Raw genomic sequence first — 12,938 nt, forward strand, 5'->3', positions numbered from 1 at the left:
AAAGCATAATAAAGAGGCGAAAGGGAATTGCTCGAAATCGTACACATTATAGGGAGGTAAAGACAGATGAAGAAGAAAGTAAAACTTATATCAAGCACATTATCCATTATTATGCTCAGCTCACTCGCAGTCGCATGCAGTGACAAAACGGATAAACAGTCAACTCCGTCACCGTCATCCACGCCAAGCGCACAAACAGCAACTACGTATCCAATGAAAACAGATAAGACGCTCTCGTTTTGGACAGCGGACTTTAACCCCATCTTACAGATTAAGTCTAGTGTGAAAGATATTCCTTTTTATCAAGATTGGCAGAAGAAGACAGGGGTTGCGATTAATTTCATAAACCCAGTTATGGGCCAAGAAAAAGAACAGCTAAATGTCACGCTAGCTTCTGGGGATCTGCCGGATATGATCGAATATAACTGGAAGACAAACTTTCCTGGCGGCCCTGAAAAAGCGATCAAAGATGGCGTTGTTATGAAACTCAATGATGTCATTGATAAGTACGCTCCTAACTTGAAGAAGTATTTAAAAGAGCATCCTGAGGTCGATAAAATGGTGAAAACAGACAGCGGAAATTACTTTGCCTTTCCGTTCGTTCGCGGAGATGAATCTCTAATGGTTTTCCAAGGGCCTATGCTGAGACAAGACTATTTAACTGAATTGGGCCTGCAAATGCCGACTACGATGGACGAGTGGTATTCGGTATTGAAAGCGTTCAAAGAGAAAAAAGGGATGGAGGCTCCTCTGACATTCCGGGGTTTAAATGATTTAAATAATGGAGCTTTCATAGGAGCCTACGGGATTAACCGTTCCTTCTATGTGGATAACGGCCAAGTGAAGTTCGGGCCGGCACAGCCTGCTTACAAGGATTTTCTTGCTACGATGCGTAAATGGTATGCCGAAGGACTGCTCGATAAAAATATCGCTACTGTCGATATTAAAGCGCAAGACGCCAATATGACATCCGGTAAATCCGGTGCCTCTATCGGCGCAGCTGGAAGCGGGATGGGGAAATGGGTAGGCGCTGTCAAAGGCAAAGATCCCAAATATGACCTCGTTGCAGCTCCTTATCCCGTTCTGAACAAGGGCGATAAACCAAAATTCGGTCAAAAGAGCTTTGCATTTGGCTCGGAGCCTAGCGGAATGATTGCGATTACGGGAACAAGCAAAAATGTAGAGCTTGCCGCTAAATTCCTCGACTATGGCTATAGTGAAGAAGGGCATAACTTCTTTAACTTTGGCACCGAGGGAGTTAGCTACAAAATGGATAATGGATATCCGAAATATACGGATTTGATTATGAATAACCCTGAGAAGCTCTCCCTTGCGCAAGCGATGGGCCTCTACATCAGAGGAAATACAAGCGGACCATTCGTTCAGGATATCCGATATCTCGAGCAGTATTATACGATGAAGCAGCAAAAAGACGCCATCGTTGTTTGGCAAAATACAGATGCTTCGAAGTACATGCTTCCTCCGGTTACGGCTACACCGCAAGAAAGCACGGAATTGGCTAAAATTATGAACGAAGTGAATGCTTTGGTGGATGAAACATCGCTCAAAATTATTCTTGGAGCTTCACCGGTCCAAGAATTCGACAAGTACTTGTCAAAGCTGCAAACATTGAATATTAACAGAGCGATTGAGATCCAAAAAGCCGCTTTGGATCGATACAATAAGCGATGAATGAGTTGTGACAAACAGATCTTACAATTTGAAAGAAGGAAACCTTATGACTACTAAGAAAGATCTATTCGTGAAGGATTTTCTTCTGAATAAATCCTTATATCTTATGATGCTTCCAGTCCTTATTTACTATGCTATCTTTCATTATGCGCCCATGTATGGAGCCATTATTGCTTTCAAAGACTACTCTCCAATGAAAGGAATCATGGAGAGCGATTGGGTGGGCTTGCAGAACTTTAAGGATTTTATGAACGGTTTTTACTTTTGGCGTATTCTCAAGAATACACTTGTCCTTAGTTTATATTCCATTCTGTTTGAGTTCCCGGCTCCGATCTTGTTAGCTTTATTCATGAATGAGTTGAAAAACAAATTGTTCGGCAGGTTTGTACAATCCATTTCTTACATGCCTCATTTTATTTCAATGGTCGTCATTTGTGGAATCCTTACAGATTTCACCAATAGTGGTGGCGTGATTAATTCTATCATTGCTAATTTTGGCGGTGACGGGCAGGCATTGCTGCAAAAGCCTGAGTATTTCCGGCCTATTTATGTTCTCTCTGAAATTTGGCAAAAAATTGGATGGGAATCCATTATCTATATGGCCGCTTTAATGGGAATCGATCAAGAGCAATACGAAGCTGCCAAGATCGATGGGGCTGGCCGGTTGAAGCAGATGCTATACATTACTTTGCCAGGGATAGCTCCTACGATCGCCATTATGTTCATTTTGAGGATGGGCAATTTACTTAATGTCGGGTTTGAGAAAATTATTTTGCTTTATAATCCGGTTACTTACAGCACAGCTGATGTGATTTCGTCTTTCGTCTATCGCAAAGGTTTATTGGAATTTAACTGGGGATTCAGCGCTTCTGTAGGACTATTCAACTCCGTGATTAACTTGATTTTATTAGTAACAGCTAACCAGATTAGCCGTAAAATCAGTAAAAATGGATTGTGGTAAGGAGGAGGGACGACATGAATAGAATGAGTCGGTCCGAGAAGGTATTTGATGCGGTTAATATAATGATTATGCTTGTACTCGTTGTTGTTACCCTATATCCCTTAGTTTATGTAGGGTTGGCTTCGATTAGCGACGCAAGCTCACTTTTGGCCCATAAGGGCTTGCTTCTAAAGCCGTACGGATTTCATATCGAGGCCTACAAGCAAGTATTAAGCAATCATAGTATTCTAACGGGTTACAGCAACACGTTAATTATTATTATCTTGGGGGTATTTGTAAATTTGCTCCTGACTTCACTTGGCGCTTATGTTTTGTCGCGAAAGAACGTGTTATGGAATCGCGTGTTCATTTTTATTATTTTGTTTACGATGTTCTTTCAGGGCGGCTTGATTCCTCTCTATTTGATGGTGAAAGGAGTAGGACTCTACAATTCATTATTAGCGCTTGTACTTCCATTTGCTGTAAATACCTTTAATTTGATTATTATGAGAACTTCCTTCTCGGCTATTCCAGATAGTTTGGAAGAATCGGCAAAAATCGACGGGGCCAATCATTTTGTCATCCTGTTTCGGATCATTATGCCATTATCAATGCCTGTCATAGCCGTTATGATCATGTTTTATGCCGTAGAGAAATGGAACGGATGGTTTTATGCCTCGATTTTCCTGAAGGACAGGGATTTATTCCCGCTACAGCTTATATTACGCGAAATATTGCTTGCCAATTCGACCGAAAGCATGACAAGCGGATCCGATCAGGGCTTTCAGCTTGCCGAAACGATCAAGTATGCAACGATTATGGTGGCGACTTTGCCCATCCTGTTCTTCTATCCGATTGTCTCCAAATATTTCGTTAAGGGAGTCATGGTCGGAGCTTTAAAAGGATAAGAACAAGCCGTTCGTAGAATTTATGTAAAATGGAGGTAATCACTTTAATGAACAGTTTAGTAGAAACAATGGTCGATGCTGCCTGGCTTGATGTAACGAAGAAGATGGAGCGGATTAGCGGACGAATCGGAGATTCATTTCCGCATGTATCGGTGAATGGACGTTACGATGATAACGAGCTTGATTGGTGGACCAATGGCTTCTGGCCTGGCATTCTGTGGATGGTGTATGAAGAGACAAGGAATCCGGCGTATAGACAAATTGCTGAATCTTGTGAAAATAAATTGGATAGGCCTCTTCACGATTTCGAGCCTCTTCATCACGATGTAGGATTCATGTGGAGCTTATCTTCTGTAGCATCCTATAAGTTAACGGGCAATGCGTTGTCGAAACGGAGGGCGCTTACGGCTGCTAGTCATCTGGCGGGTCGTTTTAACAGCAAGGGGAATTTTATTAGGGCATGGAACGGGACAGGAAAAGAAGGCTGGGCGATTATTGACTGTTTAATGAATCTTCCTTTGTTGTTTTGGGCAAGTGAAACCACGGGTGATCCGCGATTTATGCATATTGCGCAGGCGCATGCCGATACCGTGCTGCGAGAGTTTCTGCTGGAAGACGGTTCTGTCCATCATGTTGTCGTATTTGATCCTCATACGGGTTTGCGCGTAGGCGCATTAGGCGGTCAAGGCTACTCGGCATTTTCTGCATGGTCGCGTGGGGCAGCATGGGCGGTTTACGGGTTGACGCTTGCCTATGGCTATACCCAGAATCAACGCTATCTCGATAAGGCGATAGAAGTATCCCGATATGTGTTGAAGAATCTTCCAGCAGATAGTGTGCCTCCCTGGGATTTCAAGGCGTCTGAGGATCAAATTTGGGCAAAAGACAGCTCGGCAGCTGCCTGTTTGGCTAGCGGCTTGCTGGAAATCGCCAAATATTCACAAGGCGAAATCGCTGAATACTGCCACCGATCAGCATGTGACATCATGCAATCACTCTATTCAAATTATTTCGCTCATGATTCCGCTGAGGAAGGTTTGCTCAAGAAAGCCACGGTAAGTTATCCCGATAACCGACATATTGAAGTTCCTGTTATTTACGGCGATTATTTCTTCATTGAAGCTCTCTTGAAACTGAAAGGGCGTCAAACGTTATTCTGGTAAGATCAAGAAGGGAGATGGACCTATGAGTATACAAAAATGGCTGAAGGAGCCGATTTCGACGGCAGAGCTATTAGGCAATTTACGTTCCCGCTTAGAGAGGATGGACGTAAAGAGCGCTTATATCGCCAGTCATATGCCTGAGCTTGTGGAGGAGACGCTAGCCAAGGCAGAGCTTGCTTATCAAGGAATGATCATGCTTCCCGGCACCGGCGGTATAAGAGAATTCGTTGGCAATCCGCCTCGCTGGCTGGAGCGCAGACACAATGACAACGAGTATTTGTGGCAGCTTAACCGTATGACCGAATGGCAGGATTTATTGCAAGCTTATTCCTTAACGAAAAATGAGAAATATGGCCGCAAAGTGATTGAAGAAATGCTGAACTGGATTGAAACCATAGAAATCACCGAAGAAATGATCGATCTTCCGCTTAGCTATTATTCGGAATGTCATCCGCTTCGCGCGCTGGAGATGGGCATACGCAGCTACAAAACTTGGCCGCTTGTATTGGAGCATCTGGGACATTCCGAGCTATTTACGGAGGAAGTGCTGGAGCAGTATGTCGCTGCCGTCTACAAGCAAATCAACATTTTACGCAAAGTATCGCCGCAGCTATGGCCCAAAGCGGATCATAACCATTATTTGATGGAATGCTTGGGGATTTTGACTACAGCGCTTTATTTTCCCGAGCTCAAGGAATCGGAGGAATGGAGAAACTTTGCGATCGATGGCATCGAGAGGTGCTGCTTCGCCCAGCTGACGGAGGATGGCGGACAGATTGAAGGTTGTCCATCCTATCATAATGGCTGCATGTTCTGGTTTGGCCTTGCCGTTGTGCTCGCCAAGCGCTTTGGCTTCGAGTTCTCGGAGTCATATATGGAACGTTATAAGAAAAATCTGGATTACTCGATCTATTCGCTAAGGCCGACAGGGAAATGTGTGCCTGTGGGTGATTCACATGCTAACAATCTTGCGATCATGGGCGGCGTATACGGTTATTTTGCTTTGGGGGATATGACTTGGCTGGGCCTTGCTGCTAACTTGATGGATATGAGCGAGGTTATGGAGGAGGCAAGCAGACATGTATGGCGTGCGCTAGATGTGCAAAGATTCGTCAGCGATTTGTGTGCCTTGAAGGAAACGCGATATACGTGCGATAAGCAAACCACATTTTGGAATCGCACGCTTCATCAAGCGATTATTCGCAGCGGTTGGGATCGCGAGGCCTTAAGCTTTTTGTTTACTTGCCGCAGCCCGGTCCAAAACTTGCACGCCCATATCGATCTTATGAGCTTTGATTTCACTGCGCTAGGTAAAGATATGGTTTGCGATCCCGGTCTTTTTTGCTTCAGGAATGATGAAGACCGCAAGCAGTTCAAGAGCTCGAACTTTCATTCCACGCTGCTCATTGATGACCGTGATCACTTTGAGTATAGGAGCACCTGGGAATATGGCCCGCAAAAAAAGGGAGAGATCTACAATGTGGAAAATAGAGGCTTCTATCAACTAGCAAGCGCTTGCCATCTAAATTATGAACCGATTGTCCATCATCGTCATATTTCCCTCGTGGGTGACAAGTTCGTTGTAATTGCCGATCGGGTTGAGGGTTTGGAGCAGCATAGCGTGCAGCGCTATTTTCATCTTGATTTTACAGATGTGCAAGAAGCAGCAGGCGGCGTAATCGCAGCAAGCGATATCGCGAATCTGGCCATCTTTACTAGTGAGCAGGGGCAGTTGGAATTTCTGCCTGGAAGACTATCGGACATCAATGATGTTGCAAGGCCTTCCACTAGAGTTAAATTTCAGGGCAGCTATAACGGCACGAAGAATTTGTTAACGGTGCTTGTTCCCTATAGAGGGGAAACGCAGCCCGTTGTTCAGATTAAGGAGGTGAGGGACGGCGTTTTCGAATTCGGTTATGGGGAGCGTTATCTGGTCAACGTTAAGGATAATGATATGATCATTAGTTCCTCTTGATAAAGTCAGGCATGCAATGGTCAGATAAGTAAATTTCACAACCTCGCTGGATGGTGTTATTGTCGAAATGACCCATCCAACGGTTGTGAGTGGTCTCATCGTTGAATGGTGAATATTCGAATTATAAGGAGGCAGTATGATGAGAAATGTAAAGGCCGTACAGAAAAAGAAGGGTTCTTGTTTACTTATTGCTTTATTGGTTTTTTCACAAGTGTTGTTAACTTTGTTCATTGTCCCCAAATCTGTAAGCGCTTCCTCTGGCGTGAGCAACATGTCAGATGCGTCTTTCTTCGGGGTTTGGGATCAAGCTGGGCAACGCTGGACGACACCGAGCAAACTGAACTACGATGGTTTTCCAGGCTTAAGTACCGTGCAATCCAAGGTAAAATCTGGAAATTATGATCAGGCCAAAACCGATTTGCTGGACTATTATAAAAATCGAACAACCCGAACGATTCCGACTGATTTCGTCTCAAATCCAACGATGGTGCCTCTTTTGATGGATCAAATTGCAACGCCGCTTAAAGAATTCTATTTAAATACTTTTACCGTTAAGCCTAGATCCACAATATACAGCATGGATATGCTTTCAACGGTACAAGGTGCCATCGGATCTGATCTTAGCTTCATGCTGATGGGACGTTACAAAGGAATGAATCGAGCGAATATTTACAGTCGTGAGCAGGATTGCTCGCTGACGCCGATCCCGCAATGCCGTCCCACAATGGAGATTCAATATACGGATGGAATGGGGGCCCATACAGCAAACCTGACGCCCACGAAGGACACCTATATACGCGGTAATGATACAGCTATCCACGCCAGCGAGACACAGCTTCAGGTACAGGAGTCCGGCGCTCCCTATGATTCGAATACGCGTAAAGCTTATCTCAATTTTGATTTATCGTCGATTAAGGGAACGGTTACGGCGGCAACGCTGAAGCTATCCGGATATTCCGAATTAAATGAAAATACAGATGTGATGATCTATAAATCTGGCGACACGGCTTGGGATGAGAATACGCTCACTTATGCAAACCATAATGGCAAAACATTTTCCTGGCAAGGTGTGTCCTCGGGTACGGATTGGGCTGGTCCTGCACCAACTATTGCAGATATCGAATATCATTATCAGATTACCCGATTTTACTGGCTTAGTCCTCTTTTGGCGGAATACATCAATACGGGGAATGAAAGCTATGCAGCGAAATATATCGACTACATGATCGATTTTATCGTTGATGGCGATGCCTCTACGAGTGTGTCTGGCGCAGGGTCATTTCCGAGAAATTTTGATGCTGGCATTCGGGCCTCCAGTTGGGTGAAAGCTTACCATGTGCTAAGAGAGAGTTCCTCCATGAATGCAGAGTCCAATACGGATATATTGAAAACGTTCTGGAAAAAAGGCGATTACTTAAATAGTCCTGGTGGATTTAGTCCCGATGGAAACCACGGAACGGTTGAAACAGAGGGGTTATATACCCTTGGCATTTATTTCCCTGAGTTTACCGATTCCACCACCTGGCTATCGACAGCTTATTCCCGATTTGACTTTTTAATGTCGACACTGATTTATAAAGATGGCTCGTACATGGAGTCCAGCGATTCCTATACGACGGTAACAACCGCTCCAATGATTGCAATCAAACAACTCGGTATGATGAATAATGTGCCGTTCCAAGGATCATTTGACAGTAATTTGAACCATTTAGGCAAATATCTGGCTGATATTGCGTTTCCAGGCGGCTACGCTGTCAATTTCGGAGACAGCCAGTACACCGATCTCAAAGGTACGATCAAACAAATAGGTGAGATTACTGACGATGAAGCTTTGCGTTATGTAGGAACGTCGGGAGTGGAAGGCAGCAAGCCTTCTTATACGTCAGTTCTATATCCGGACAGCAAAAGTGCCATGATGCGCAGCGGATGGTCGCCTAATGACCGCTATTTGTTTACGAATGTGAAACAAGCGGCGCCCCACAGGCATCCTGATGATAACGCTATTACTTATTATGCGTATGGCAGACCATTATTGGTTGATCCAGGAGCGTATTCCTACAGCAATGATCCGATTTCCAACTGGCTGCGATTCTCAACCGAAGCGCACAATACGATTGAAATCAATGATACGCCTCAAAATCTGGCGGAAGGTTGGTTTCAAGATTGGACGGATAATAGCAAGTTCAACTTTGTTACGGGCGTTACCCAAAATGTGCCTGGATTTAAGCATTCACGTGAAACGCTTTTCCTGAAATCATCCTTCTCGATTGTTTCAGACGTTGTGGAAGCGCCTTCTGGAACAAATAAGTACCAACAAACATGGCACTTTTTGCCTACAGCCAATCCGGCGTTAGATGCGTCTGCCAAAAAAGTGAGCACCGTTTTTGGCGACACTTACGGTGATATCCAAGTCGTGCCTGCCGATCCCGAGCAATTTACAGCTACGCTCGATCATGGTTATTATTCCAATGCTTTTTATTCGGTGTCCGATGCCACATATGCTTCCTATACGAAGAATGTGTCCGGAAACACGACATTTGACACAGTCTTGTATCCGACCGCTAGCGGCGAGAATCGCGATATCAAAGTCAGTCGTCTTCCCCTATCGGTTCCGACTACTGTAGCCAGTTCGCTGAAGATCGACAACATCGGAGATGCTGGAACTTCGGGTTATTATTATGTGTCTCACGAAGAAAATCCGCAGTTCAGACGCAACTTTGATACCTTCTCATTTGACGGGAAGCTGGCCTATATCGAAAAGACGAGCAGCGGTACGGTTAAATCAGCTATCCTGAAATCGGGAACGACGCTGGGGCAAAGCGGGTCAAATCTTATTGCATCTAAAATGCCGGTGAATGACATTGCCGCCTACTGGAATGGCACGACCCTGGAGATTACCGGATCGAATCTGGTCGCCGCCAATGATCCTAACGCTGTTTCGGCCGTTGCGATACGAGCTTCCGGCGCTACTACGGTGAAATTGAATGGCAACCCGATTTCCAATTTTTCCGTTTCCGGTGGTTATATTTATGCGGTAGGTGTACCCTCATTGTCTTCTTCCTCCGGTTATCAAAATAGCATCGATTTAGGGGCAGGACATTCAGGGGTCCAATCCATCGAATTCGACCTGCTGCCGACAGCTAACCAAATTGGAGGCATAGTCGGTTATACGGGACAATCATCCGCCACGAACAGCGAGTTTGGTTTGCCAATGATTCTCCGATTGAATGCCGACGGTTACTTCGATGTCCGGAATGGCCATACTTATGGGCAAAATGTCAGACTGGACTATAAAGCAAATGAGCTTTATCATGTCACATTACTTGCCGATTTGGACACAAAAACATATAACGTCTATATCGCTCCCCGGGGCAAGCCGGAAGTTCAGATTGCGGACCACTTCGCGTTTCAAACAGGAGCACCTGTCATATCAGATATTGGAAAATTGGTGATGAATAGTCCAGTTAACGATCAGTATCGGATAAACAACCATACGGTAGGCAAACCGGCTTTCTTTGAAGTAGATGTGAGCGCAGATGCGTACGTATGGGCAGGAAATCCAACGACAAACTATGGAACCGGTAAGAAATTGGAGGTAAGGAACTCAACTAGTTCGAGTGTTTATCGCCATTCGTACCTGCGTTTTGATTTGGTTAATGTACCGGCAGATTCCAACGCATTTACTGCGAAACTGCGGTTGACATCGGCTTCGGTGGGAACTTTTACCGATCAAGCGCAGTTTGTCCAGGATGATTCTTGGGGAGAAACATCAATTAACTATACTAACAAGCCTGCGGGAGGGGCAGTCGTGGGGGTATGGAACATGCTGTCGGCTGAGAATTCCGTGGAACTTGATATCAGTTCTCCTTATAACACCGAACTTGTTGGCGACAAGCAGTTAAGCCTGGTTATCACATCACAGACGACAAACAACATTTCTCACTATTATTATGCGAAGGAGAATGGAGGCGGTAAACCAAAGATCGTGGTTTACACGAAAAAGGCTACGAGCAGAACCATCGGCGCTGAGGCAGATACGATGGTGAGTGGAAGCGTACCAAATGCGAACTATGGTAAAAATACCAATCTTGAGGTGAGAAATTCGGCTTTTGTCCCGCGCCAAACGTTTGTTCGCTTCAACAACGGAATACCAAGTGAATGACGGTGCATGGACCATCTACACCGGTTTCATTCCTGCCGTCGGTGAAGGAACGTATAAGCTAGGTTATCGCAGCAAGGATCAATCAGGAAATCATTAAGAAGTGTACTTGGTTCGGGAGGAAGGCTTTATCGCTTTCCTCCCGATTATCAGATTGGAGAGATTGATTGATGAATGGGTTCTTGTTTACTTATTGCTTTATTGGTCTATTCTCAGGTGTTTTAAACTTTATTCACTGAACCCTCAATTGTAAGCGCTTCCTTAGAGACGAGAACGCGTATCGTCAAGCCTGACCCCTACCAGGTTTATTGTGTTTGTAGGCAAACCAGATAATCGCCCACACCGCAACGAGGACGAAAGGTAGCCAAAGGAAGCGCAAGCCGTATTCATAGATGAGCGAACCGACTTCCCGCGCGTGATCGCCTGCATAACGTCCGATTATAAAGAACAGGAATGTCCAGAAGAAGCCCGCCGTATATGAGAATAAGGCGTAGCGCCTGAACGGCATCCGGTTAACGCCGACCACATATGGCATAACATGCCGAACGATCGGGAAAAAATAACTGATGGCTATTGCAAAACTACCATATTTGTGAACGAGTGTCTCTGAAAATTCCAACGCCTTATCCACCTTCTTCTTACGACGCAATTTGTTCAGCAAAGGCGTTCCCGCATACCGGCCGAGCAGGTAGCCAAGCGATAAGCCCGAAACGACACCCAAATACGTCAGCAGGAAGGCGGGGACGGGGTGCAAAAGCCCGTTTACGGTGACGGCGCCGCCGGTCATGACGACGACTTCGTCTGGAATCGGCATGCCGACGATGCCCAGCCATAAAGAGAGGAACAGCGCCAAATAGCCGAATTGCTGAATATACGACACCAGCATTTCATAGCTCATGGACGGCAGTCTCCTTTCGCGTATGTTTGCCTGCGAAACGAAAACGCTTTACTACGAAATAGAGCGCTTCGGCCAGCAAAACGGCTCCTGCAATGTCCAGCAGCGCGTGCTGCTTTACGAACAGGGTAGATACGATGATACTCCATACCGTTATGAAAACTACCGATAGTGTGCTTCGTTTGATTCCGCATAAGTACGATGCTTTCAGCACGACATAGCTGGTCAGGACATGGATGCTCGGGAAGCAGTTGAAGGGCGCGTCGGTCCTGTAGACGATATTCACGAGTCCGTTAAACAAGCCGTTCGGCTCCACACCGGGCCTGGGGACGGTCGTTTGGTACAACGCATAAACCAGATAACAGGCGAGAAGCCCGGTGCACAAGGTCGTCAAGCTGCGGTAGTAGACCGCTCTATTTTTCATGAAGAAGACGACGAGCATGACGAAAATGAATGGGTACCAGATCAAATAGGGGATGATAAATGCCGGAACGAAAGGAATCAGACGATCGAGATCAGTCATCAGGCTGCCTACATTGCCTCCGCGGCCATGATTCAGGATGCCGTAGAATACGTTCAAAACGGGAATTGCCAGAATCCACAGCAGCGGCAAGTAAGCGGCAAACTTAATCTTCATCTCGTCCGCAGGAATGGAGTTCATCAAGTATCTCCCCTTTTGTGGCAGACGTGGAGCGCTTTCTTGCATTTAAAAACCCACGCCGGAGGAATATTCATCCAGGTGTATCCCGTGTCCATTGCCGGAAAATGCTTTTGAAAATGCGGCTTCAGCAGCAGCGTATATTGAAACGCAACGAAAGTTCCGTTATCTGCCAACGCATCGCGTATGGCGCCGAACAGCTGCTCCTTCAATTCATAGGAAAAGTTCGCAAAAGGGAGCCCCGAAACAATGAGGTCGAACGGATGTCCCGTCTCCTGAACAATCTCTCCAAGTCTTAATGCATCATCAAATAAAGGAAGTTCAGGAAAGCGCCGTGCCAATTGTTTCCGGAACGTTTCGTTTTTTTCATACAAATACAATCGACTGCCTGAGCTTCTGTTTTGCTGAATATGCTGCGTAAATGCGCCCGTCCCAGGGCCGAGCTCGGCGATCCGCTTCATCTTATGCCACGGCAAAGTAACTGGAAGCATTGTACGGGTTAGAAATCCCGAGCTTGGAATGACACTCCCTACTTGACTTGAATTCAT

At 45.6% G+C, this 12,938-nt stretch carries 9 protein-coding genes; 6 read left to right on the top strand and 3 right to left on the bottom strand.

Features of this window, described 5'->3' with window-relative positions:
- Positions 1-66 precede the first annotated feature (66 nt).
- The 6 genes from HQN90_RS13725 to HQN90_RS13750 all read left to right on the top strand — a co-directional run bounded on the left by HQN90_RS13725 (position 67) and on the right by HQN90_RS13750 (position 10,840).
- Positions 67-1,692 (top strand): type 2 periplasmic-binding domain-containing protein, encoded by a 1,626-nt coding sequence (locus HQN90_RS13725; protein ID WP_173219173.1) that lies wholly within the window; start codon positions 67-69, stop codon positions 1,690-1,692.
- Between the two features lie 46 nt (positions 1,693-1,738).
- Entirely contained in the window at positions 1,739-2,653 is a 915-nt protein-coding gene (locus HQN90_RS13730; protein WP_173219176.1) for an ABC transporter permease, read from the top strand.
- Between the two features lie 14 nt (positions 2,654-2,667).
- Positions 2,668-3,540, top strand: coding sequence for a carbohydrate ABC transporter permease (locus HQN90_RS13735; RefSeq protein WP_173219178.1), 873 nt, complete (start codon positions 2,668-2,670; stop codon positions 3,538-3,540).
- A 47-nt stretch (positions 3,541-3,587) separates the two neighbouring features.
- Complete coding sequence (locus HQN90_RS13740; RefSeq protein ID WP_173219181.1) at positions 3,588-4,703, top strand: glycoside hydrolase family 88 protein; 1,116 nt, start codon at positions 3,588-3,590, stop codon at positions 4,701-4,703.
- A gap of 22 nt (positions 4,704-4,725) precedes the next feature.
- The gene (locus HQN90_RS13745) at positions 4,726-6,678 is read left to right on the top strand and encodes an alginate lyase family protein (protein WP_173219184.1); all 1,953 of its coding nucleotides are present in this window, start codon (positions 4,726-4,728) and stop codon (positions 6,676-6,678) included.
- Positions 6,679-6,814: 136 nt separating this feature from the next.
- Entirely contained in the window at positions 6,815-10,840 is a 4,026-nt protein-coding gene (locus HQN90_RS13750; protein WP_173219187.1) for a CBM96 family carbohydrate-binding protein, read from the top strand.
- A 280-nt stretch (positions 10,841-11,120) separates the two neighbouring features.
- Here the strand turns inward: HQN90_RS13750 and HQN90_RS13755 are convergent, their stop codons facing one another.
- Genes HQN90_RS13755 through HQN90_RS13765 form a run of 3 tightly spaced genes read right to left on the bottom strand, consistent with a single transcriptional unit; the run spans position 11,121 to position 12,938 of the window.
- Positions 11,121-11,735 (bottom strand): DedA family protein, encoded by a 615-nt coding sequence (locus HQN90_RS13755; protein WP_173219190.1) that lies wholly within the window; start codon positions 11,733-11,735, stop codon positions 11,121-11,123.
- Positions 11,725-12,393: a phosphatase PAP2 family protein gene (locus HQN90_RS13760; protein ID WP_246362329.1), complete on the bottom strand. Its 669-nt coding sequence runs from the start codon at positions 12,391-12,393 to the stop codon at positions 11,725-11,727. Before HQN90_RS13760 ends, HQN90_RS13755 begins: the two co-directional genes overlap by 11 nt.
- Positions 12,393-12,938 carry a class I SAM-dependent methyltransferase gene (locus HQN90_RS13765; protein ID WP_173219193.1) on the bottom strand — a complete coding sequence of 182 codons (546 nt, stop codon included), beginning with the start codon at positions 12,936-12,938 and terminating at the stop codon, positions 12,393-12,395. Before HQN90_RS13765 ends, HQN90_RS13760 begins: the two co-directional genes overlap by 1 nt.

The sequence above is a fragment of the Paenibacillus alba genome (assembly GCF_013204855.1).
GTDB lineage: Bacteria > Bacillota > Bacilli > Paenibacillales > NBRC-103111 > Paenibacillus_E > Paenibacillus_E alba.